20 protein-coding genes and 1 pseudogene are annotated in these 23,208 nt (G+C 63.5%); 10 read left to right on the top strand and 11 right to left on the bottom strand.

What is annotated here, in order from left to right; all coding sequences use genetic code 11:
- Nucleotides 1-23: 23 nt before the first annotated feature.
- Both NKH80_RS14495 and ftsE read right to left on the bottom strand, forming a co-directional pair.
- Nucleotides 24-1,007 (bottom strand): cell division protein FtsX, encoded by a 984-nt coding sequence (locus tag NKH80_RS14495; protein WP_352505094.1) that lies wholly within the window; start codon nt 1,005-1,007, stop codon nt 24-26.
- Nucleotides 1,000-1,659, bottom strand: coding sequence for a cell division ATP-binding protein FtsE (ftsE, locus tag NKH80_RS14490; protein WP_023677923.1), 660 nt, complete (start codon nt 1,657-1,659; stop codon nt 1,000-1,002). Before ftsE ends, NKH80_RS14495 begins: the two co-directional genes overlap by 8 nt.
- Before the next feature lie 236 nt (nt 1,660-1,895).
- Here ftsE and NKH80_RS14485 point away from each other — a divergent pair, with 236 nt between their 5' ends.
- The 3 genes from NKH80_RS14485 to NKH80_RS14475 all read left to right on the top strand — a co-directional run bounded on the left by NKH80_RS14485 (nt 1,896) and on the right by NKH80_RS14475 (nt 3,482).
- Nucleotides 1,896-2,186, top strand: coding sequence for a hypothetical protein (locus NKH80_RS14485; RefSeq protein ID WP_352737921.1), 291 nt, complete (start codon nt 1,896-1,898; stop codon nt 2,184-2,186).
- A 184-nt stretch (nt 2,187-2,370) separates the two neighbouring features.
- Entirely contained in the window at nt 2,371-2,913 is a 543-nt protein-coding gene (gene hpt, locus NKH80_RS14480; protein WP_254816654.1) for a hypoxanthine phosphoribosyltransferase, read from the top strand.
- Nucleotides 2,914-3,110: 197 nt separating this feature from the next.
- Nucleotides 3,111-3,482, top strand: coding sequence for a response regulator (locus NKH80_RS14475; protein ID WP_352505095.1), 372 nt, complete (start codon nt 3,111-3,113; stop codon nt 3,480-3,482).
- Between the two features lie 19 nt (nt 3,483-3,501).
- Here the strand turns inward: NKH80_RS14475 and NKH80_RS14470 are convergent, their stop codons facing one another.
- Nucleotides 3,502-4,452, bottom strand: a complete 951-nt coding sequence (locus NKH80_RS14470) for a DMT family transporter (RefSeq protein WP_352737919.1) — start codon at nt 4,450-4,452, stop codon at nt 3,502-3,504.
- 223 nt (nt 4,453-4,675) lie between these two features.
- On the opposite strand from NKH80_RS14470, the gene NKH80_RS14465 reads away from it, so the two are divergent.
- Nucleotides 4,676-5,533, top strand: coding sequence for a LysR family transcriptional regulator (locus tag NKH80_RS14465; protein ID WP_352649318.1), 858 nt, complete (start codon nt 4,676-4,678; stop codon nt 5,531-5,533).
- Between the two features lie 71 nt (nt 5,534-5,604).
- Here NKH80_RS14465 and NKH80_RS14460 read toward each other — a convergent pair whose 3' ends face one another.
- Nucleotides 5,605-8,220 carry a TIGR02302 family protein gene (locus NKH80_RS14460; protein WP_352801916.1) on the bottom strand — a complete coding sequence of 872 codons (2,616 nt, stop codon included), beginning with the start codon at nt 8,218-8,220 and terminating at the stop codon, nt 5,605-5,607.
- Nucleotides 8,221-8,432: 212 nt separating this feature from the next.
- Nucleotides 8,433-9,374: a threonine/serine dehydratase gene (locus tag NKH80_RS14455; RefSeq protein WP_352880601.1), complete on the bottom strand. Its 942-nt coding sequence runs from the start codon at nt 9,372-9,374 to the stop codon at nt 8,433-8,435.
- 63 nt (nt 9,375-9,437) lie between these two features.
- Here NKH80_RS14455 and NKH80_RS14450 point away from each other — a divergent pair, with 63 nt between their 5' ends.
- Nucleotides 9,438-9,740 carry an ArsR/SmtB family transcription factor gene (locus tag NKH80_RS14450; protein ID WP_352992114.1) on the top strand — a complete coding sequence of 101 codons (303 nt, stop codon included), beginning with the start codon at nt 9,438-9,440 and terminating at the stop codon, nt 9,738-9,740.
- A 10-nt stretch (nt 9,741-9,750) separates the two neighbouring features.
- Here the strand turns inward: NKH80_RS14450 and lysA are convergent, their stop codons facing one another.
- The 3 genes from lysA to argH form a co-directional block, all read right to left on the bottom strand.
- Complete coding sequence (gene lysA / locus NKH80_RS14445) at nt 9,751-11,022, bottom strand: diaminopimelate decarboxylase (protein ID WP_352737914.1); 1,272 nt, start codon at nt 11,020-11,022, stop codon at nt 9,751-9,753.
- 17 nt (nt 11,023-11,039) lie between these two features.
- Complete coding sequence (locus NKH80_RS14440) at nt 11,040-11,246, bottom strand: hypothetical protein (protein WP_023677931.1); 207 nt, start codon at nt 11,244-11,246, stop codon at nt 11,040-11,042.
- 71 nt (nt 11,247-11,317) lie between these two features.
- The gene (gene argH / locus NKH80_RS14435; RefSeq protein WP_352880597.1) at nt 11,318-12,718 is read right to left on the bottom strand and encodes an argininosuccinate lyase; all 1,401 of its coding nucleotides are present in this window, start codon (nt 12,716-12,718) and stop codon (nt 11,318-11,320) included.
- Between the two features lie 35 nt (nt 12,719-12,753).
- Here argH and tlpA point away from each other — a divergent pair, with 35 nt between their 5' ends.
- Nucleotides 12,754-13,437: a thiol:disulfide interchange protein TlpA gene (tlpA, locus tag NKH80_RS14430; RefSeq protein ID WP_352737912.1), complete on the top strand. Its 684-nt coding sequence runs from the start codon at nt 12,754-12,756 to the stop codon at nt 13,435-13,437.
- 2 nt (nt 13,438-13,439) lie between these two features.
- Here the strand turns inward: tlpA and NKH80_RS14425 are convergent.
- Nucleotides 13,440-15,871, bottom strand: a pseudogene (locus tag NKH80_RS14425) (bifunctional diguanylate cyclase/phosphodiesterase).
- Between the two features lie 294 nt (nt 15,872-16,165).
- On the opposite strand from NKH80_RS14425, the gene ugpB reads away from it, so the two are divergent.
- The 4 genes from ugpB to ugpC all read left to right on the top strand — a co-directional run bounded on the left by ugpB (nt 16,166) and on the right by ugpC (nt 20,374).
- The gene (ugpB, locus tag NKH80_RS14420; RefSeq protein WP_352992112.1) at nt 16,166-17,476 is read left to right on the top strand and encodes a sn-glycerol-3-phosphate ABC transporter substrate-binding protein UgpB; all 1,311 of its coding nucleotides are present in this window, start codon (nt 16,166-16,168) and stop codon (nt 17,474-17,476) included.
- Nucleotides 17,477-17,557: 81 nt separating this feature from the next.
- Nucleotides 17,558-18,442, top strand: a complete 885-nt coding sequence (gene ugpA, locus NKH80_RS14415) for a sn-glycerol-3-phosphate ABC transporter permease UgpA (RefSeq protein WP_352483564.1) — start codon at nt 17,558-17,560, stop codon at nt 18,440-18,442.
- Nucleotides 18,443-18,450: 8 nt separating this feature from the next.
- A complete protein-coding gene (gene ugpE, locus NKH80_RS14410; RefSeq protein WP_352992110.1) occupies nt 18,451-19,299 on the top strand; it encodes a sn-glycerol-3-phosphate ABC transporter permease UgpE in 849 nt (282 codons plus the stop codon).
- 7 nt (nt 19,300-19,306) lie between these two features.
- On the top strand, nt 19,307-20,374 hold the full coding sequence (gene ugpC, locus NKH80_RS14405) for a sn-glycerol-3-phosphate ABC transporter ATP-binding protein UgpC (RefSeq protein ID WP_352992108.1): 1,068 nt from the start codon (nt 19,307-19,309) through the stop codon (nt 20,372-20,374).
- A 22-nt stretch (nt 20,375-20,396) separates the two neighbouring features.
- On the opposite strand, the gene NKH80_RS14400 is transcribed toward ugpC, so the two are convergent.
- Together NKH80_RS14400 and NKH80_RS14395 are read right to left on the bottom strand one after the other, a co-directional pair.
- Nucleotides 20,397-21,479, bottom strand: a complete 1,083-nt coding sequence (locus NKH80_RS14400; protein WP_352992106.1) for an ABC transporter ATP-binding protein — start codon at nt 21,477-21,479, stop codon at nt 20,397-20,399.
- Entirely contained in the window at nt 21,476-23,059 is a 1,584-nt protein-coding gene (locus tag NKH80_RS14395; protein ID WP_352992104.1) for an ABC transporter permease, read from the bottom strand. The genes NKH80_RS14400 and NKH80_RS14395 overlap by 4 nt, the downstream gene beginning before the upstream one ends.
- Nucleotides 23,060-23,208: the final 149 nt, after the last annotated feature.

The raw sequence follows: 23,208 nt of genomic DNA, 5'->3' as shown, positions 1-23,208 counted from the left end.
TTCATCCGTGATCGATCTTTCCTTTAGCCGGCGTCCGGCTGGCGAATATCGATGTCGCTGAGATAGGTAACCACGGTGAAATGGGAGGTTGCCGCCGTCAGCGCGCCGATCACCAGCACCATGACAGCGACCCCGAGATAACCCGCCGAGCCGATGGCGAAATTGCCGAACAGGGCGGTCGCCTGGTCGGCCTGCGGTGTCGCCATATTGCGTGACGACCACCAGGAGAAGACGATGAAGACGAGGATCGCCGCGGCGCCGCCTGCCGCGGCGCCCTTCATGCCGGTGACCAGAAAATGCCGGCGGAATTCGCGCGCGATGAAGCGCGCCTCGGCGCCGACGAAATGCAGCACCTCGATGATGTGGCCGTTGCCGGCCATGGCGCCGCGCGTCGCGAATACAACGGTCAGCACCGTCGCAGACAGCATCAGCGCCAGCACTGCGATACCGATCGTTACCGTGGTGCGGGCCATAGCAACCAGCCGGTCCACCCAGGTGCGATGATCGTCGAGCGAGGCGCTCGGCAGCTTCGGCGTGATTGCCGCACGCAGTGCGGCGAAATCGGGCGGACTGTTCTCGTCAATGGTGATGATGATCAGGCGCGGCACCGGCAGCTCATCGATGTTCAGGCCCGAGCCCAGCCAAGGCTCGAGCAGTCGGGCCGTTGCTTCGCGATCGACGATCCTGGCGCTTTTCACGCCAGGGAACTCGCCGGCGATCTGCGAGGCAAGCGCAAGTGCGGCCTCCATGTCGAGGCCATCGACCGGCTTGATCTGGATGGTCGCTTCGCGCGAGATCTGGTTCTCCCAGACGGAGGCGGTGTCACGCACCAGCGTGACTGCGCCAAACGTCAGGCAGGACAGAAACGTCATGATGGCGATGACCAGCACCAGCGCCCGGCCGGCGATGTTCTGCGCCGGCACGATCGGCGCCATCTTGCGCTGGACGCGGGGCTTTGCCGCCGCGGCGTCCTGACCCTCGAAATGTTCGACGGAGAGCTCAGTCATAGATGTCCAGCCTTCCGCCGGCCAGGATCATTCGCCGTGCGTCGACCTGTTCCATCAGGCCGAGGTCGTGTGTGGCGATCACCACGGCGGTCCCCAGCCGGTTGAGCTCGATGAACAATCGCAGCAAGCGTCGCGCCAGCGGCGGGTCGACATTGCCGGTCGGCTCGTCGGCGAGCAGGATCTCGGGCTGCTCGATCAACGCGCGGGCGATGGCGGCGCGCTGCTTCTCGCCGCCAGACAGCACCGGCGGCAGCACATGCATGCGCTCGCCGAGGCCGACCCATTTCAGCAGCTCGGTGACGTCGGTGCGGTAGGTCGCTTCCTCGCGGCCGCGTACGCGTAGCGGCAAGGCCACGTTCTCATAGGTGGTCATATGGTCGAGCAGACGAAAATCCTGGAACACCACGCCGATGCGCCGTCTCAGATGCGGCAATTCGGTGCGCGAGATGCGCGAACGGTCCTTGCCGAAAATGGTGATCAGGCCGCGCGTCGGCTTCAGCGACATGAACAAAAGCCGCAGCAACGTCGTCTTGCCGGCGCCTGAAGGTCCGCTCAGGAACTGAAAGGAGCGCTCCGGAATGTGCAAGGAGATGTCGCGGAGAATCTCCGGACCCATGCCATAGCGGAGGCCGACATTTTCGAAGCGGATCACTTTCGACGACCTGAAATTCTTGGCGGCAAGATGCCAGCCCTTTCTGTGGTAAGACCATCGGCCGGCATGGTTAACCGACGGTTAATTTGGCGGCTTTTCGAGCGAGTCCCAGGGGTTCCGGTGGGGAAGCGTTAACCATTTCCGTTTACCCAAAAGAAACGAACAGCGAACAGGTGCTGTAGTGTCAGGCCATGATGGCTGAGGATCGAACCGCGCGCCCGGTTTCCGGCGAAATCATGACCGATCCGGCCGCCGGGCCGGAACGCATCATGCATGACGTGACCGCCGACGTCATCGATGCCGACTATGAGGTGCTGCCCCGCCATTTTACACGTCCAGACTTTGCGCCGCCGCCTGCCCGCATGATTTCCACGCCTTCCATCGAAGGCATGGACATGTTGCGCAAGCCCGAAACCGCCGTCGAACGGCCGTTGTGGGTGCACGGTGGGCCGATCTTCTGGATTGTCGGCGTCGGTGCCGCCTTTGCCGCCTTCTGGATGTCGGGCGGCCATGCGCTGATTCGTTAGGACGGCGCCGGAAAATCAACGGGTCACCAAGTAAACGATTCGCGACGCGCTGGGGCATCCGACCGTTCGCGGGCGTCCTGCGAAAGATTGGCCTTGCCAGCCGGCTCGACATGCCTAGAAACGGGGTTGAAGACCGTTTCGGTCGGCTTCGCCTACAAGGCGATCATTTCTGGAAGGGCAGCCAATGCCAGTCGTGCGCGGCAAGGACATCGAAGTCCTGTTTTCAGCGTCCGCCATTGCGCGGCGGAACCTGGAACTTGCCAAGGAGATCGCCGGGCACGACTACCACGACCTTCTGGTAATCTCGGTGCTGAAAGGATCATTCATCTTCGCCGCCGATCTTATCCGTGCCATGCACGATGTCGGCCTGTCGCCGGAGGTCGAGTTCATCTTCATCTCCAGCTATGGCGCCGGCACGACCAGCGGTGAGGTGAGGGTGCTGCGCGACATCGACAACGAGGTCGCCGGCCGCGACGTGCTTCTCATCGACGACATTCTGGAATCCGGCAAAACGCTGAGTTTCACCCGCGACCTCATGCTGTCGCGCGGCGCGAGGAGCTGTGCCATCGCCGTGCTGCTCGACAAGCGCATGCGCCGCCAGACCACGCTCAACGCCGACTATGTCGGCTTCGACTGCCCCGATTATTTCGTCGTCGGTTATGGCATGGACGTCGCCCACGCGTTTCGCGAATTGCCGTTCGTCGGCATCGTCAAGGGCGACGCTTGAGGTCTTTTGATAATTCTACTCCGGCGGCCACCTGACGCAGTTTTGAGCGCTTCCGGTGCTCTCGGAGTCGACAGTCCGCTCCGCTCCGGTTCTCGAAAACCACGCCATCTGACTCGCCAGAGCGAATTCTGAAAAGGCCTCATCGACCCTCAGCGCCTTCAGGAAACATCAACTTTTCCTCGCCAAATATCCTGCCCATGGCAAAGCTCCTGATCGTCGAGGACGATGAATCCGTCCGCAGCCTCGCCGCCCGTGCGCTCGAACGCGCCGGGCATAATGTCACTGTTGCCGCCGATGGCGCGCACGGTCTTTCTCTGATCGGGGCGGCGCAGGGGGGCTACGACCTTGTGCTGTCCGACATCCGCATGCCGGAGATGGACGGCATCGAGATGGCCAAGGCGGCAGCGGCGCTGTTCCCGGCGGTGAAGATCGTTCTGATGACCGGCTATGCCGACCAACGCGAGCGCGCCGAGGAATTGGACGGCATTATTCTCGACGTCGTGCAAAAACCGTTCGCGCTGGCTGAAATCCGCGCCCGCGTCGAACAGGCGCTCGCCTGCTTCGCCTAAAGCCCAAGGTCGACCGCCTTCAGGCAGGGTCGCAGGTCGCCGCAATGGCTGGCTCGCCGCTCCGGCGCCGGCCGGCATTGAGCGCAAAAAGCCCGGCGCCGATGATGAGGGCTGCGCCGGCCGCCGTCGCTGGTCGCGGCATTTCGGCAAAGAACAGAAAACCCCATAGCGGCGACCAGATGATACCGGTGTATTCGAAGGTGGCGACGCTGTTGGCGGGCGCCAGCCGGTAGGCCTGCGACAACAGGATCATTCCGGCCGAGGCAACGAAGCCGCATGCCCCCATCTTGAGGAGATCCGGCGTCGCCGGCCAGGCCCATGGCCGGACGAGGAACTCGAGGCTCGGATGCACGGCGTGGTCAATGCCTGCCAGCCAAAACAATGCCGCTACCAAGGCCGCGCCGACCAGATAGGCGCCGTTCTGATAGAACGCCATGACGGTCGAGGATTCGGTGTCGCCGATCTTGCGCGCCATCAGCTGCGAGAAACCGTAGAGCAGAGCCGAACCTAGCGACAGCAGCGCCGCCCAGTCGAACAAGCCGGCGCCTGGGCGCACCATCACCAGCACGCCGAGCATGCCGACCAGGACGGTGGCGAGCGCCTGCCAGGACACGCGTTCGCCGAGATAGGGGCCGGCCAGCGCCATGATGAACAGCGGCGCCATGAAATAGAGCGCCACCGCGTCAGCCAGCGGCAGGGCGGCGATTGCCAGATAGTAGGCCGTGTAGGAGGTGAACTGGATGAAGGCGCGCATCGTCAGCATGCCGAACCGCTTCGACAGGATTGCCTGCAATCCGACATCGGCGTGGACGAGGAAAACCAGGATCGGCAGGGCGACGATCGAGCGGATCGCCATCACCTCGGTGACCGGATAGTGGCTCGACACCGCCTTGACCAGCGGGTCCTGCAGCGAAAAGACCAGTACGCCGAGACAGAGGCTGAGGATGCCGAGCACAAGCCGATTCTGCATAGGCGCTCCTGTCCCCGCGTGCGCGGCCGAACACAGGCCTGCATCCGGGTAAAAAGAACCCGCCGCCATTTCGGGCAGCGGGTACGAGTGAGGACTTTTGATTGGTCCGCGGCCGATTTCGCGGCCGCATATCCAATGGGTAAGGCGAACTATTGTCCGCCGTTTGACATGTTGCAAACGAATTGGAATGATGCCAGCAATCAGATTTTCTTATGGCGGGCACATGCGACCCAATCTCGACAGCGACCTGTTGCGAACCTTCGTGGCGGTCGCCGACAGTGGTAATTTCACCAAGGCGGCGGAGCGGGCCGGGCGCACCCAGTCGGCGGTCTCGATGCAGATGAAGAAGCTTGAAGGCATGATCGGCGACAGCCTGTTCGAGCGCGGCTCGCGCGGTGTGGCGCTGACACGGCGCGGCGGCGAGCTCATCGCCAACGCCAGGCGCATCGTTTCACTGCTCGACGAGACGGCGGCATCGATGGTCGCGGCGCCGCTTGGCGGGCCGGTGCGCATCGGTATCCCGGAGGAATATGGCCACGCGATCCTGTCGCGCGCGCTCGGCGCCTTTGCCAAGCGCCATCCTCAGGTCGACATCACCGTCCGCTACGCGCATTCCGGTGCGCAGATCGCGGCGCTCGCCGCTGGCGAGCTCGATCTGGCGGTGGTGTTCGAATGGCAGGATCTGTCGGGCGGTGAGGTGCTGATGCATGACCCGACCGTATGGGTGACGTCAGAGCTGCATCACATGCATGAGGAGCGGCCGGTGCCGATCGCGCTCTACAACCGTGCCGGTTGGTGCAAGGATTTCGCGATAAAGTCGCTGGAACAGCGCGATCTCGCCTATCGTGTCGCCTACACCAGCGATACCAATGGCGGCCTGCGGCTCGCCGTCACCTCCGGGCTGGCGATTGCGCCGATCTCGCGCAGCAACATTCCGGCCGGCTGCCGCGAGCTTACGACCGCCGACGGGTTCGGCGACATCGATTCCTCGAACGTGGTGCTGCGGCGCAACCCGAACGCTTCCGGCGAGGCCATCGACGGCATGGAAGAGGCGATCCGCGAGGCGTTCACCAACCGTTAAAGAATGCCGCTCAGTCCGGCGGTGGCGGCCACCACGGACCGCGCGCGGCGATCTTCCGAATACAGGCAGCCTTACTTCAGCTCCAGCAGCCGCTCCAGATAGCTGCGCTCGATATCGGGGCTGAGTGCATTGCCGAGCCGCTTGCGGATCGCTTCGAGGATTTGGCGGGCACGCTGCACGTCGATCTCGTCAGGCACTCTCACCGAACTCCCGTCATCGGGACCCTCGCTGGTGCGGGGCCGCCCGAGCGGGTCACGGTCGGCATTCTGCTGTCGTCCGCCCTGGCCGTTGCCGCCCTGGTCGCCTTGCATCGCCTGCAATTGCTTCATCATGTCCTTGGCGCCCCTGCGCAAGGCTTCCAATGCGCGGCCCTGGTGACCGACGGCCTGGTCGCCTTCGCCCTCGCCGAGCGCCTGTTCGGCATTGCCCATGGATTTGCCGGCCTCGCCAAACCCCTCATTGGGGTCGAGGCCCATGCCTTCGAGGCTCTTCCTCAATTGATCGAGCTCGCTCTGCAGCTTGCCCTGGCCTTCCTGCAACTGCTTCATCGCATCGGCGAATTCCTGCGGCGTCATCTGCCCCGGCCGGCCGAGCGGATCGCGGTCGTCGCCCAGGCCGGGCTTGCCCTGTTCGTCCATCGGGCCCGGCTCACCGTTCTCGCCGAGCTGCTCGTCGCGGTTCTGCCCGCGCTGTTGCTGGCCACGCTGCATCTGGTCCATGCGGAAGGTGTCGTTCATCATCTCCTGCTGGCGCCGCATGATCTCGCCCAGCTTATCCATCTGCTGACGCATCTCGCTGTCCTGCTGACCGCCTTGTTGCTGGCGGCCTGCCTGCAGATTGTTCATCATGTCCTGCAGCTCAGACAGCAATTGCTGCGCCTGGTCGCGATTGCCGGATTTCGCCAGGTTCTCGATCTGGTCCATCATGCGGTCGATGTCGCTCTGGCGCAGTTCCCGGCCGTTCTGCTGCATCTGTGGCGCATTCGGATTCTGCTGCGCCCGCGCCGCGAATTCCTGCAGGAACTGGTTCATCGCCTCGCGCAGTTCCTTCATCGCCTTCTCGATCTCCTGGTCGCTGGCGCCGTTCTTGATCGCATCCTGCAGCGCCTGCTGCGCCTGGCGCAGCCGCTTCTCGGCCGCCGACAGATTGCCTTCCTCGATGCCGAGCGCGATCTCCCAGAGGTAAGCGACCTCGTCGCGCAATTGGTCGTCGCTGTCAGCCATCTTCAGCCGGGTGCGGGCGCTCATGATGGCGAGGTAGTGCGTCATGTTGTCGAACGTGTCTTCGGGCCTGAGCGTGATCGCATCCATTAGGTCGAGCACCCGGTCCTTGGCATAGGCGTCGAGCGCCAGCATGCGGCGCTGCTCGACAACAGCCCGCGCCAACGGGTTGGAGAATGGCCGCTCCGGCATCACCAGCGTCTTGGTTTCGCTGGTCGCCGTGTGTCCGGCACCGTCGGTGGCGACAAGCGACAGCTTGACGTTACCACCGGCCCAGACATGGTCGGTCAGGTCCTTCGTCGTCTTAGCGGCATTCGCCTTCCCGCCGCGGCGCGGCAACGTCAGCGGCATTTCCGGCGGGCCATAGAGCGGATGCGCGTTGGGTGCCTGCGGATCGGCCAATGCGAAAACGGCCTTGGCGGAGGCCGCGCCATAGTCGTCGTCAATCTGGTAGTTGAGTTCGAAGGCGCCGTTGACGGCGCGCTTCGGCTCGCCGACAAAGCGGATCTGCGGCGGCTTGTCGGGAATTATGGCGAAGGCCCAGCGGCCGAGCTCGCCGTCGCCGGACTGCAGCGTCAGCGTGCCGTCGGCCGTCAACTTGCCGCTGAACTGGCGCACGGTGGAAGGCGTTGCCGGAGCTGCCTCAGTCTTGGCGGCTTGCGGCCCGGTCGGATCGATGGCGCGGGTGTTGCCGCCGGTGTCGGCGTAACTCAGCGTTTCCTCGCCCGAACCGCCGGTGACGCGCAGCGACACATCGCTGCCCTCCGGAACGGTGAAGGTCGGCGCCGTTTGAGTGGCGTTGTTGGCAAGCACTGGGGCGTTCAGGAATATCGGCGGCCTGCCGGTATAGGCCGGCGGCGTCACCCAGGCATCAATGCGCGGCGGCACGACGTCGCGGGCGGCACGGGCAACAAAGCCGTCGCCCAGCCTGCCGCCCGACGGCCCGAAGGAGAAGGCAAAGGCAGTGACCAACAAAAGCGCGGCAACGGCGCGCAACGCCCACGGGTCGCGTTCCGGCACGCGTGTGCGCGGCACGTCGCCGCCAAGCTCGCCCAGCCGGTCAGCCATGCGCCGCTGATGCTCGCGCCACAGGGCTTGCGAAAAAATGCTTTCCTTGCCGCTCGGGCGATCGGTCTGGACCTGCACCGGGCTGTGCAGCAGCCGGTTGGCCGCCTCGATGCGGCGGTCGACCTCGGCACTGGATGGCGTGCGGAAGAAACGCAGCGGGTAGAGTGCGGCAAGCGCTGCGACGCCGAATGCCGTGATAAGACCGATCCGCGCCAGATCGGGCAAAAATGGGAATAGGCCGAGCCACGAAATGCTGAGGAACAGGCTGGCGACGATGATCAGCGGCAGCAGCAATGGCCAGCCGCGTTCGACGATTATCGAGACCTGCGTCCCCAGCCGGCTCAAGGCAAGGCGCCTGGCCAGACTGCGATCGCTGGTGAAAATGGGTCGTTGCGTCATCGGCCCTTCCTGGCCGGGCGGGATAGCCCAGGCCTCACGAGTCTATCGCATGGGCCCGAAAAGTCGATTTCCGGGAAGCACGATGCGAAGACCTAAAATCTTAGCGCGTACTTCGTGCGTCCAAGCGGATGCACATCGCCCTAAGGATACCAACAAACACGGCGAAGGCGAGGCGGTTCCCCAAAACGTGAACAATAATGCCCCGGATATTGTCAGAATTTCGCCGGATTGGCGTTTGCGCCGCAGACCAGTACGGCAACGTGCTCGCCTCTAGCCGGTGCGTAGCGGCCGGACAGGAGCGCCGCGAAGGCGGCCGCACCGCCCGGCTCGGAGATGATTCGCACGCGGTCCCACAGCGCCGCCTGGGCGGCGATAATGTCGTCGTCGCCGACCAGGATCGAGCGCTCGACAAATGCCTCGGCGATAGGAAACATCATTTCGCCGACACGCTTTGGCGCGAGCGAATCGGCGGCGACGCCCTCAGCCGGCGCGTCGACGGGTCGGCCCGCGGCGAACGCGCGATGAAGCGTCGGCGCACCCTCCGGCTCGACCGCGATGATCCTGATGCGGCCGGAAAACCAGGCGGCGATGCCGCCGATCAGGCCGCCGCCGCCGACAGCAACCAGCAGGGTGTCGAGCTTCGGAAGGTCGGCCTCGATTTCGAGGCCGAGCGTGCCCTGCCCGACCAGCGTCTCCTCCTGGTTGAAGGCGTGGATCTGCAGGGCGCCGGATTTTTCGGCGAAGCTCTCGCTGGCGGCCAGCGCCTCGGCATAACGGGCGCCGCCGACGATCAGCTCGGCGCCGTAGCCGCGGATGCGGTCCAGCTTGGCCTGCGGGCTCACTTCGGGAACAAAGATGGTCGCCTTGTGGCCGAGTCGCATGGCGGCATAGGCGACGGCGGCGCCGTGATTGCCGCCCGATGCGGCGACGACGCCGGCCGCAGGAACCGGCCGTTCGAGGAGATTGGTGAACGCACCACGCGCCTTGAACGAGCCGGAATGCTGCAAGCACTCAAGCTTCAGGTCGACCGGCAGAGCCGGGCGGCCGAAATCGGCCATGTCGACGCGCAGCACCGGCGTGTGGCGCACGAAGGGTCGGATGCGTGGTTCCATCGCCGCAATGCGCTCGCGTGTGATCGTGTGGCCGTGCAGCATGCTTTCACTCCCAGGGCTGACATTCAGAGTTGACATTACTTAGTAACTTGGCAAAGTAGCTAAATGCAAGAGGTCGACTTCTTCAAAGCGATTGCCAACGAGCGCAGGCTGCAGATCCTCGATTGGCTCAAGGACCCGCTCGCGCACTTTCCGCCGCAGGCGGACGGCGATCTGGTCGACGACGGAGTCTGCGCGCTGCTGATCGCTGAAAAGCTGGGGATCACCCAGGCGACGCTCAGCGAACATATGCGCGTGCTCACCCAGGCAGGGCTTTTGCGCAGCAAGCGCATCAAGCAGTGGACATTCTATCGCCGGAACGAGAACAGGATCGCCGAAACCAGGGCGCTCATTCAGCACCGCCTGTAGCTGCAGAGTTCTACTCCAACCAGTCCGGCACCGAATCCAGTCCGATCAGCTCGTCATAGGTCTGGCGCGGGCGCACAACGTGGAAGCGGTCGCCGTCGACCAGCACTTCCGGTACCAGCAGCCTGGTATTGTAGGTGCCGGCCTGGACGGCGCCATAGGCGCCGGCGGTGGCGACAGCGATCAGGTCGCCGGATTTCAGCCGGGGCAGGTCACGGTCGAGCCCGAGATAGTCACCGGTCTCGCAAACCGGGCCGACGACGTCGACCTTCATGCGCGGTGCTGCGGCCGGCTGCTGCGCCACCGGCTTGATGTCGTGGAAAGCGTCGTAAAGCGTCGGCCGGATCAGGTCGTTCATCGCGGCGTCGACGACGAGGAAGTTCTTGGCGTCGCCCTCCTTCACGAAGATTACCTCCGAGACCAGGATGCCGGCATTGCCGACGATCAGCCGGCCTGGCTCGAACATCACTTTCAGCCCGAGTTCGGCGACGACATGCTTTCTGACGATCCGGGCATAGGCATCGGGCAAAGGCGGCGGGTTGTTGTCGACGCGGTAGGGAATGCCAAGGCCGCCACCGACATCGATGTGCTCGATGGCATGACCGTCGGAGCGCAAGGCGCCGACCAGCTCCACCAGCAGCGCAAAGGCCTCGTCGAAGGGCTGCAATTCGGTGATCTGGCTGCCGATATGGGTGTCTATGCCGGTGACCTTGATGCCCGGCAGCTCAGCCGCGCGCGCATAAACCTTTCGTGCCTGCTGCCAGGGAATGCCGAACTTGTTCTCGGCCTTCCCAGTCGAAATCTTGTTGTGCGTCCTGGCGTCGACATCCGGATTGATGCGCAGCGAGATCGGCGCGATCTTGCCCAGCGCGGTCGCGCGGGCCGACAGCAGCTCCAGCTCCGGTTCGGATTCGACGTTGAAACAGAGAATGCCGGCCGAGAGCGCAAAATCCATTTCGCGCGCGGTCTTGCCGACGCCCGAAAACAGGATCTTGCTTGCCGGAATGCCGGCCGCCAAAGCGCGGCGCAATTCGCCCTCCGAGACCACGTCGGCGCCGGCGCCGAGTCTTGCCAACACCTTCAGCACGGCCTGGTTCGAATTCGCCTTCATGGCATAGCAGACGAGGGCGTCGAGCCCGGCAAAGGCCTCTGTGAAGACGCGAAAATGCCTGGTCAGCGTCGCCGTCGAATAACAATAGAACGGCGTGCCGACGCTGGCGGCGATGTCTGATATCGCCACGTCCTCGGCATGCAGCGCGCCGTCGCGGTAGTCGAAATGGTTCACGAGATTGGTCCGAAAAATCAGAGCAGCGGGTCGAGGATGAATTTCTTGTCCTCAACAGGTTTTTCCGGCTCCGGCGGCAAAGGTTGCTTGGCCTTCTCGGCGTCCTTGCGGGCCTGCACGGCGGCCGCGTAGGGCGTATCAAGCGCAGCCTTCCTGCCGCAGGCCGCAACGGTGGCCATTGCTGCCAACAGCGTCAGCGTCACCAAAATCCTGCTTCCGGTCATCGTGCCATCCGTCCGAAACTTTTGCCCGCAGCCGCTTCTAGCCGAGTTTTGCGGCCATTGCACCCCGCGTCTTACGCCTTGGCGAGCCGCTTTTTCCAGTAGCGGATCTGCTTGCGCACCTCGGACGGCGCGGTGCCGCCGAAGCTCGTGCGGCTCTTTACAGAATTCTGCACGGCAAGGACCGAAAACACGTCGGCGCTGATACCGGGGTGAATGGACTGCAGATCCTCCAGCGAAAGCCTGTCGAGCCCGATCTTCCTGTCCTCGGCCAGCGCCACCGCCCGGCCAGTGATATGGTGCGCCTCGCGGAACGGCAGGCCGAGCGTGCGCACCAGCCAGTCGGCGAGGTCGGTCGCAGTCGAATAGCCGGCGCCGGCGGCCTTTTTCATCGCCGCGGTGTTCACCGTCATGTCGCGCACCATGCCGGTCATTGCCGCCAGCATCAGGTCGAGCGTCTCGGCCGCGTCGAAGACGGATTCCTTGTCTTCCTGCATGTCCTTGCCATAGGTCAGCGGCATGCCCTTCATTACTGTCAGCAAGCCGACGAGGTGCCCGGTGACGCGGCCGGTCTTGCCGCGCACCAGTTCGGCAGCGTCGGGATTCTTCTTCTGCGGCATGATCGACGAACCCGTCGAGAAACTATCCGACAGCCTGACGAAGCCGAATTGCGGCGTCGACCAGATGATGATCTCTTCAGCCAGTCGCGACAGATGCGTCGCGCAGATCGCTGCTACGCCCAGGAACTCGAGCGCGAAATCGCGATCCGAAACGCTGTCGAGCGAATTGCGCATCGGCTCGCGGAAGCCAAGCGCCTTCGCTGTCTCGTGCCTGTCAATCGGAAAGCTGGTGCCGGCAAGGGCGGCAGCGCCGAGCGGGCTTTCATCCATACGCTCAATCGCATCGCGGACGCGAGACAGGTCGCGCGCAAACATCTCGACATAGGCCATGCAGTGGTGGCCGAAGGTCACCGGCTGCGCCGCCTGCATGTGGGTGAAGCCCGGCATCACCGTTGCCGCATGCTCCTCGGCGCGATCTAGGAACGCCGTGATCAGCCCCTTCAGCGCCTCGGCGACGCGAAAGCACTCGTCCTTGACCCACAGCCTGAGGTCGACCGCCACCTGGTCATTGCGCGAGCGGGCGGTATGCAGGCGGCCAGCTGCGGGCCCGATCAAATCGGCCAGACGGGCCTCGATATTCATGTGGATGTCTTCCAGCCTGGTGGAGAACTCGAATGTGCCGGCCTCGATCTCTGCCAGGATCGTGTTCAGCCCGTGAGTGATTTTTTCTTGATCGGCCGCCGAAATAATGCCCGTTTGCGCCAGCATCTGGCAATGGGCGATCGAGCCGCGAATATCCTGCGCATAGAGTTTGCGGTCGAACGAGATCGACGCGTTGATCGCTTCCATGATTGCGGCCGGACCCGAGGCAAAACGTCCGCCCCACATCTGGTTGCTGGCCTTCTTGTCGTTCATCGCTATAACCCGTGCTCCGGAGCAGTTTTTCAAAAATGGCAGACGGCAATAGATTTTTCCCGGCTTTGCGTCTCATCCTCGCCGCTTTGGTTGCGGGCGTGCTGGCCGGCGCGGTCGCGGTATATGTCAGGGAAAGCAGTTCTGGCAACAAGGCGCCCGCGCCAGTGGCCGCCGGCGGCGGCAAGGACGACGCCGCCTGCGTCGCCAAGACCGACCGTGCCAAGAAGATCGCCGCCGCTGCTACCGGCCAGGTTGCCGCGCTTTTGCCGGCGGATCCGCCGCAATCGCTGAAAAGCCTTGCCTTCAACGGCCCCGACGGGGAGCCGACGATGATCGCCGATCATGCCGGCAAGACGGTGCTGCTCAATCTGTGGGCGACATGGTGTGCGCCTTGCCGCGCCGAAATGCCGGCGCTCGATGCGCTGCAGAAGGAGATGGGCAGCGATGCGTTTCAGGTTGTTGCCGTCAACGTCGATGCCGGCGACGATGCCAAACCGAAGAAATTCCTGGAGGACACCGGCGTCAAGTCGCTCGGCTACTATCGCGATGCCACGATGGCGCTGTTCAACGACGTCAAGACGCGCGGCCTGGCGCTAGGTCTGCCCGTCACCATGCTGATCGATGGGCAAGGCTGCCTCATCGCCCATATGAACGGCCCGGCCGAATGGTCGGGGCCGGATGCCAAGCGTCTGGTCGAGGCGGCGCTTCAGCCGGGATAGGCTCAGACCGTGCGCAGGCGCGGCTTGAGCACGGCAATGCTTGCGCCGCGTCGGCTGGCTGTGCGGATTGCCGGAGCAGCCACGCCCGTCAGTTCGCCGAACGTCTCGATCGGAGCCGGTTTGCCGAGGTAATAGCCTTGCCCGATCTCGCAAGCCTCGGCGTCCAGGAACTGCAATTCACCCGGCGTCTCGATGCCCTCCGCAAGGACCGGTAGGCCGAGACCGCGTCCAAGCCCCAGCACGGCGCGGACGATCGCCGCGAACTGGGCGTTCTTGTCGACCGATTTGATGAACGACCCGTCGATCTTGATCTTGTCGAAGGGAAAGGCGCTAAGGTTGGACAGCGAAGAGTAGCCGGTGCCAAAATCGTCCATCGCTACATGCACGCCAAGCGCCTTGACCTGCCTCAAGGCCGCCAGCGCGCGTGGCATATCCTTCACCAGGGCTGTTTCGGTGATCTCCAGTTCCAGCCTGCCGGGTGCCAGGCCGGACCTCGCCAGTGCGTCATGCACCTTGCGGCTGAAGTTCGGATTGTGAAGCTGCACGGCGGAGACGTTGACTGCGACCATCAGCGGATTTGTCCAGCGAGCAGCATCGTTACAAGCCGTCGTCAGCACCCAGTCGCCGATCTGGGCGATCGCGCCACTGTCCTCGGCCACGGGGATGAAAACAGCCGGAGAAATATCACCCCGCTCAGGGTGCTGCCACCGGACCAGGGCTTCGAAGCCGATCATCCTGCCGCCGCGGATTTCCTTCTGAGGCTGGTAGACGAGGTGGAACTCCTTGCGGGCGATGGCCTGGCGCAATTCATGCTCCATCACGCGCTTGTCGCGGGCCGCGGTGCCCATGGCTATCTCGAAAAACCGGTAAGTGTCCCTGCCTTCGGTTTTGGCGCGATGGAGTGCCGTGTCGGCGTGGCTGATCAGGCCGGCCTGGTCTTCGGCATCCAGCGGAAAGAAGGCGATGCCGATGCTGGCCGAGACGAGGCCGGAGCCGACCGAAACCCTGTTTTCCTCGCGGATCGCCGCCAGCAAGTCCTCGGCTATCCGGCCTGCGGCCAGGGGGTCGGGGAGGTTCGGAGCTATGATGGCAAATTCGTCGCCGCCGAGACGCGCGAGCATTTGTCCGTGGCGCGGAATGCCGGAAATGCAGTGCGCGAGTTTCTGCAGCATCGCGTCACCGGCGCTGTGGCCGTAGAGGTCGTTGACTTGCTTGAACCGGTCGAGGTCAAGCAGCAGGAGCGCCAGATATCCATCCCTGCCGCCACGATCCATCGAGGCGAATTCTGCTTCCAGCCGGGAAGAAAAGCTCCGCCGATTGGCAGCCCGGTAAGCGGATCGAAATGCGCGAGGCGGAGGATCTCTTCTTCTGCTTTCTTGCGCTCACGGATGTCGCGAACGGCAAGCACCGTATGAGGCCTGCCGCAGTAGGTGATCTTCCTGGCGATCAGCTCGACAGGAATTCTCGCGCCGTCGCTGCCCCTTAATGTCGCTTCCTGCGCCTGTTCGCCGAAGCCGGACATAGCGGCTGCGCTCTGTCCGTCGAAAAGCTCGCCGAGTTGCATCGTATTCAGGGTGGCTGTCGCTGTTCCGGTCAGCTTCGCCATACTGTCATTGGCGCTGACGATGCGGGTGCCATCGCAAACGATCAGACCTTCCACCGCCGCATTGGCGAGATCGTGCATGCGCTCGGCCTCGAGCTTCTGGTGGCGAAAGCGCAGATCGATCCACAGCGCGGCACCTGACAGCACAAGGATTACAAGGCTGGCGACCGCTGCGGCAAAGGCCTGGGAAATGGGCTCGATGGAATGTTCGGATATTTCAATCGAGGAATCCGGAATGATCGACACCGCGGCCATCGCGATGAAATGCAAGCTGCAAATGGCCAGCGTCAAAAGCGCGGCGCCGCCGAGAGTCGCGAGTGCTGACGGGCGGCGCAAGACGACCAGGAGCGCCAGTGCCGCAAGGGTCACGCCGGCCAGAAGCGATATCGCGACAAGGAGCAGGTTCCATACGACCCGGCCTTCGACCTCGAAAGCTGCCATGCCGATGTAGTGCATCGTCGCGATGGCGCCACCGAGAATGGCGCCACCGACGAGGAAATGGTCGATGCCGCGGCGCAAGGTGGCGACCCACATCCCAAGCGCGGTCAGGATGACGGCGGCGGCAAGCGAAAAGGCGGATAATCCCGGATTGTATGCGTTCGGTATTCCCGGCGTAAACGCGGTCATGGCGATGAAATGCGTCGCCCATATGCCGAACCCGGTCGAAGCTGCGGCGATCATCAGCCAGACAAGCCGGTTTCGCTCGGTCGATCGGCCGACATGCTTAAGGAGATTAACCGCAGAGAAACAAGAAATTCCACAGACGAGTGCGGCGAGCGCAACCAGTCTCAGGTCGTGCTGATTTACGATACAATTATAGACCGTCAGCATCCTGGTTCACTCGGTCAAAACTAACAGGGGAGGTGTGACGGATTAGCTCTTGGAGATTTTAACGAATGGTTAACCCGCGGGCCATGAGACGGGTCTTTTCGGGGGAAAACCGACGCCCGCTGCGCCGAAAAGACGGTGATGTGATTTCTGGCGCCCGGTTTCGGTAGCGAGTGCACTTTAGGAAGGAATGATGTTCATTGATCGGCAACAAAACCGTTGTCCGATTGTCATCAGCGCCACATATTGGCTTTGCGGAGGTGCCCCCTTTCGCCAATGACAAACGGGAGATGAAACATGAAGTTCTTCGGCTTTGCGGCCGGTATCGCCGCCACCGTGACCCTGCTTTCCACCACCTCTGCCTTCGCCGTCACGCAGATCAGCTGGTGGCACGCCATGACCGGCGCCAACGCCGAGGTCGTCGCCAAGATCTCCAAGGATTTCAACGCCAGCCAGAGCGACTATGAGCTCGTTCCGGTGTTCAAGGGCACCTATCCGGAGACGCTGAATGCCGGCATCGCTGCCTTTCGTGCCGGGCAAGCGCCCGATATCCTCCAGGTGTTCGACGTCGGCACCGGCGTGATGATGGCGGCCGAGGGTGCGATAAAGCCGGTGGCCGATGTGATGACCGGCGCCGGGATGACTTTCGACAAGAGCCAGTATCTGCCCGGCATCGTCAGCTATTATTCCAAGCCGGACGGCACCATGCTGTCCTTCCCCTACAACTCCTCCTCGCCGATCCTCTACTACAACAAGGACATCTTCCAGAAGGCAGGCCTCGACGTGAACAATCCGCCCAAGACCTGGAACGAGGTTTGGAAAGCCGCCAAGAAGATCAAAACGAGCGGCGCCGCCTCTTGCGGCTATACCTCGACCTGGCTGACCTGGATCCATCTGGAGAATTTCGCGGCGTGGAATGACGTGCCTTGGGCCACCCAGCAGAATGGCCTGGCCGGCGGCGACGTCGAACTCAAGATCAATGCGCCGATTTTCGTCAACCACTTCCAGGCGCTCGCCGACCTGGCCAAGGACGGCACGTTCAAATATGGCGGACGCACCTCCGAAGCCAAGCAGATATTCCTCGCCGGCGAATGCGGCATCTTCACCGAATCGTCGGGCGGCCTCGGCGATATCGTCAAGTCCGGCATGAACTATGGCATCGGCCAGCTTCCCTACGACAGTGACGCCAAGGGTGCCCCGCAGAACACGACGCCGGGCGGTGCCAGCCTATGGGTGTTCGGCAACAAGTCGGACGAGGAATACAAGGGCGTTGCCGCCTTCTTTGCCTATCTGTCCAAGACCGATGTACAGGAATACCTGCACCAGAAGTCGGGATACCTGCCTGTGACGCTCGCCGCGTACGAGGCGACCAAGAAATCAGGCTTCTATGACAAGAACCCGGGCCGCGAGACACCCATCCTGCAGATGATCGGCAAGTCGCCGACCGACAATTCGAAGGGCGTGCGTCTGCCCAATCTGCCGCAGGTGCGTGATATCCAGAACGAGGAGCTGGAGAAGATGCTGGCCGGCCAGCAAACCGCCCAGCAGGCGCTCGACAATGCGGTCGCGCGCGGCAACGCCGCGATCAAGGAAGCCCTGGACAACTAACGAGATCGTCTCGGTCAGTCGGTTGGAATATCGCCCACGCGAGCGCGCGTGGGCGATGCCTGGATAGCGAGGGAAATCAGCCTGTCTCCACGCGTCGTCTTTCCCAACAAGATCCTGCCCTACCTGCTGGTGGCGCCACAGCTCGCCATAACCCTGGTTTTCTTCTACTGGCCGGCTGGTCAGGCGCTTTACCAGTCGATGCTCAGGCAAGACCCGTTCGGACTGAAGAGCAGGTTCGTCTGGTTTGCCAATTTCCGGAAGGTGCTGGCCGATCCGGCCTACCTCAACTCGATCAAGGTCACGGTGGTGTTCTCGCTTGCGACCGCGATCGTTGCCATGGTTGTGGCCCTGCTGCTCGCGGTCATGGCCGAGAAGGCCGTGCGCGGCAAAGGCCTCTACCGCACACTGTTGATATGGCCTTATGCCGTGGCGCCGGCGATCGCCGGCATGCTGTGGCTGTTTCTGTTCAACCCTTCGATAGGCTCGTTGGCCTATTTGCTGAGAAGCCTCGGCATCGCATGGGACCCACTGCTCAACGGCACCCACGCCATGATCCTGCTGGTGTCGGCGGCTGCCTGGAAGCAGATCAGCTACAATTTCCTGTTCTTCGTCGCCGGCCTGCAGGCGGTGCCGAAAACGCTGATCGAAGCGGCGGCCATGGACGGCGCCGGCGAAACCAAGCGCTTCTGGACCATCGTCTTCCCGCTGCTTGCGCCGACAACGTTTTTCCTGCTGGTCGTCAACACCGTCTATGCCCTGTTCGACACGTTCGGCATCGTTCATGCCGTCACCGGCGGCGGGCCGGGCAAGACGACCGAGACGCTGGTCTACAAGGTCTACAATGACGGCTTCGTCAATCTGATCCTGGGCGACTCGGCGGCGCAGTCGGTCATCCTGATGGCCATCGTCATCGCGCTCACAGCGATCCAGTTCCGCTATGTGGAACGCAAAGTCCACTACGGCTGAGCGCAGCGATGATCGGCCAGTCCCCGCTCCGTACCTTCATCGCCCATGCCGTGCTCATCCTCGGCATATTGATTGTGGCTTTTCCGATCTACTACACCTTCGTGGCCTCGACGCACACGCTGCAAACGATCCTCAGGCCGCCGCTGCCGCTCTTGCCGGGCGGCCAGCTATGGAACAACTACAGCGAGGCGCTGTTCGGCGGCATCGGCCGTATCGGCGGGGTCAGCGTCGGCAGGCTGCTCCTCAACACCACGATCATGGCGCTCGGCGTTGCGGTCGGAAAGATCTTCATCTCGATCCTGTCGGCCTACGCGATCGTGTTCTTTCGCTTTCCGCTGCGCATGACCTTCTTCTGGCTGATCTTCATCACCTTGATGCTTCCAGTCGAGGTGCGCATCCTGCCGACCTACAAGGTGATGGTCGATCTCGGCATGATCGACACCTATGCCGGCCTGATCGTCCCGCTGATCGCCTCAGCCACCGCAACGCTGCTGTTTCGCCAGTTCTTCATGACCATACCGGGCGAATTGGTCGAGGCGGCGCGTGTCGACGGTGCCGGGCCATGGCGCTTCTTCTTTGATATCCTCCTGCCGCTGTCGCGGACAAACATCGCCGCGCTGTTCGTGATCCTCTTCATCTATGGCTGGACGCAGTATCTTTGGCCGCTGCTCGTCACCAACAGCAGCGACATGAACACCATCGTCATCGCGCTGAGAAAGATGGTTTCCTTCGCCGATGCCGACACCCAATGGCACCTCGTGATGGTCACGGCAATGCTGGCCATCGTGCCACCGATCCTCGTCGTGGTGATGATGCAACGCTGGTTCGTGCGCGGCCTGGTCGAATCCGAAAAGTGAGACTCTGATGGCGACCGTCGATCTGAAACACGTGAAGAAGGTCTATCCCAGCGGCGTCGAAGCCGTGAAGGGCGTCTCCATCACCATTCCCGACAAGGAGCTTTGCGTGCTGGTCGGCCCGTCAGGTTGCGGCAAGTCCACGCTGCTGAGGATGATCGCCGGGTTGGAGACCATTTCGGCCGGTACAGTCGCCATCGACGGCAAGGTGGTCAACGCCATCGGCCCGACCGAGCGCGACATCGCCATGGTGTTCCAGAATTACGCGCTCTACCCACATATGAAGGTCTATGACAACATGGCCTATGGCCTGCGCAACCGCGGCACGCCGAAGGACGAGATCGATAGCAGGGTACGCTCGACGGCCAAGGTGCTGGAGCTTTCGGCGCTGCTCGACCGGCGCCCGCGCGAGCTTTCAGGCGGTCAGCGCCAGCGCGTCGCCATGGGTCGCGCCATCGTGCGCAACCCGAAGGTCTTCCTGTTCGACGAACCACTGTCCAACCTCGATGCGAAATTGCGCGGGCAGATGCGCATCGAGATCAAGAATCTGCAGCGCTCGCTTGGCGTCACCTCGGTTTATGTCACGCACGACCAGCTTGAGGCGATGACGCTGGCCGACATCCTCGTCGTCATGAACGCCGGACTGGTCGAGCAGACCGGCGCTCCGCTTGATGTGTACGAGAGACCGGCCTCGACCTTCGTCGCTTCGTTCATAGGCGCACCGCCGATGAATCTGCTGGCGCTCACAGGGGCCTCCCCAAGCTCGGTATTGGCCGACGGTACGGTGATTGGCTTGGCGCCTCGACAGGGCAAGGCAGTGACACTAGGCTTTCGTCCGGAGGACGCCGATATCACCTTCGCGGCAGAGGCGCCGGCCGGCGCGCTCGCGCTGACGGCGACAGTGGAAGCGGTCGAACCGGTCGGTGCCGAAAGCTTCCTCCATTGCGTGGCAGCCGGCAGCCGTATCGTGGTGCGCGTCTCAGGCCGCGCCAGCGCCAAGCCAGGCGACCGATTGCGCGTCGTGGCCAGGTCCGAAAAGCTGCATTGGTTCGATCAAGCGGGCAAACGGGTCGATTGAAATCGGCCCTGCGCAAAACCGTTCAGGCAAACACATGCGCCTTGCCCGACACGGTCAGCCGCACGATCTCGCCGACGGCCGGCGCGTCCATGCCCGGCTTGCGCAGGATCAATGGCGTGTTGCCGATGGCGGCCGCGTCGGGCGGATCGGGACTGTTCAAGAGACGCACGGCGATGGTGCATATCGAGCCGGCGAATTCGGATTCCGTGACCTCGCCGAACAGCATGTCCGGCGTGCCCGACATGCCTTCACGCGAGGTTCGTTTCAGCAGCACCTGCTCGGGCCGCAGCATGATGCGGGCGATGTCGCGCCGCTCGGTGCTGTCGACGGCGATGCGGCCGAGCAGCGAGGTGGCGAAGCCATCGGCGATCCTGGCCGGCAAGACGATGGCGTCGCCGAGGAACTCGGCGATCATCCTGTCCCTCGGCCTGAAATAGAGCTCGCGCGGCGTGCCGACCTGCGAGAATTTGCCGTCGCGCATCACCGCGACCTGGCTGGCGAATGACAGCGCCTCGGCCTGATCATGGGTGACCAGGATGGTGGTGATGCCGGCGGTCTCAAGGAGCTCGGCCACGGCCTTGCGCATCGAGGCGCGCAGGCCGGTGTCGAGCGCCGAGAACGGCTCGTCGAGCAGCATCAGCCGCGGCTTCATGGCCATGGCGCGGGCGAGCGCGACGCGCTGCTGCTGGCCGCCGGAGAGCTCATGCGGGCGGCGCCTCAGGATTCCTTTGTCCAGTCCGACGACATAGGCGAGCTCGGCGATGCGCTCACTGCGCTTTTCCTCGTGACGCCCCATGCCGAAGCCGATATTGGCGGCGATGCTCAGATGCGGGAACAGAGCGCCGTCCTGCGCCACCAGCCCGATGCCGCGGCGATGCGCCGGCACGGCCGTGTCGCCATCGGCCAGCACCTCGCCATCGAGCACGATGCGGCCCTGGTCCGGCGCCTCGAAGCCGGCTATCAGCCGCAGCAAGGTGGTCTTGCCGCAACCGGATGGCCCGACGATTGCCGTACGGCTGCCGCTGACCACGCTGAGGTCGACGCCGGCAAGTGCTGCGACGGGCCCGTAGTGCTTGTGGATGCCGCTCAGCTCGAGAAAGCTCATCGCCCGGCCATCCGCTTCGACTGGACGTAGAGCAGCCAGGTCAAAGGCAGCGACATCGCCACCATGATCAGGGCATAAGGCGCCGCCGACGCATAGTCGATCTCGCCGCTATAGGACCAGAACGCCATGGCCAGAGTGCGGGTGCCGTTGGGCGCCAGCATCTGGGTTGCGGTCAATTCGTTCATGATGCCCAGCGCGACCAACGCCATGCCGGCTGCGGCGCCCGGCGCCGACAGGCGGATGGTCGTCGACCACAGCGCCTTGAGCGGCGATCGGCCGAGGCTGGAGGCGGCGCGTTCGAGCTCGACCGGCGCCTGTGCGATCGACGCCCTGAGGCTAATCAGGGCGCGCGGCAGGAACATCAGCGCATAGGCAACCAGGATAGTGAACAGGGTCTGGTAGAGCGGCATGGCGATACGCACGGCGATGGTGACCAGCGCCAGGGCGATGACAACGCCTGGCAACGCGCCGACGATGTAGTTGCAGGCCTCCAGGACGCGTTGCAGCCTTCCCGGCGCGCGGATCGAGATCCACGCCATCGGCATTGCCGCGATGGTGGCGAGCAGCGCCCCAGCAATCGCCAGGAACAGCGTTTGGCCAAGCGCCAGGCCGATCTCGTCGAGCCGCCAGACATCGGCGCCGCCGGCCATGAGCCAGCGGCCGATGGTGGCGAACGGCACGCCGAGCGCCAGTAGCGTGGTAATGGCAGGCAGCAGCAGGCAAGGAATGGTGGCGCGCCCAAGGCTCGTGCGCTGCTGCTGGCGCGCAGCACCCGAACCGACGCGGGCATAGCGCTCTTCGCCGCGCACCAGCACCTCCAGCCCGAGCAGCATAAGGCAGCAGGTCACCAGCACGCCGGCCAGCATGTTGGCGGCGGGACCGTTGAAGGTTGACTGAAACTGGTCGACGATCGCGGTGGTGAAGGTGTCGAAGCGGATGAAGACATAGAGCCCGTATTCGGCCAGGAGGTGCAGGCCGACCAGCAGCGAGCCGCCGCAAATGGCGAGTCGGAGCTGCGGCAGCACGACACGCCGAAACACGCGCCATGGGCCAAGCCCGAGGGCCGCTGCTGCATCTTCGAGAGCGGGATCGAGCCGGCGCAAAGCTGCCGCTATCGGCAGATAGAGGAACGGGAAATAAGCGATGACCGATACAAGCACGCCGGCCCACAGGCCGTGCAGTCTGGGCGCCATGGTGATCCAGGCGTAACTGTGGACGAAGGCGGGAATGGCGAGCGGCGCCACCGACAACCAGGCCCATAGGCGGGCCCCCGGCAGATCGCTGCGCTCGGTGAGCCAGGCCAGCGCCACCGACAGCACGATCGAAATCGGCACGGTCAGCACCACCAGCAGACTGGTGTTGACCAGAAGTTCGCCGACGCGCGGCCTGAACACCAGCGCCGCCATGGTTTCCCAGCCAGTCTGCACCGCCACCCAGACGATGAAGGCAAGTGGCAGCAGCGCGAAAAGCGAGACAAAGACGGCGGCCAGCGCAATCCATGAGACCGACCAACGACGTGCCCGCACGGCCGTGGTATCGGCTGGCAAGCCTGAAGGTGCGAGATCGATCGCCGACTGCATCAGATCAGACGTTGTGCCGTTTCCGCCCGAAGGCGGAAACAATCGTCGGCGAATGCGGCGAGCAGCTTGTGGTCATGGACAAATGCCATCTTGAAAACAGAGCGCTCCCGCGGAAAGCGAATTCCCACAGGAGCGCAGTCGGTTGCCCT

The sequence above is a fragment of the Mesorhizobium sp. M0904 genome, from assembly GCF_040319475.1.
Classification (GTDB): domain Bacteria; phylum Pseudomonadota; class Alphaproteobacteria; order Rhizobiales; family Rhizobiaceae; genus Mesorhizobium.
Note: the sequence above shows the minus strand (reverse complement) of the source record. Positions and strands in the feature narration are given on the sequence as shown.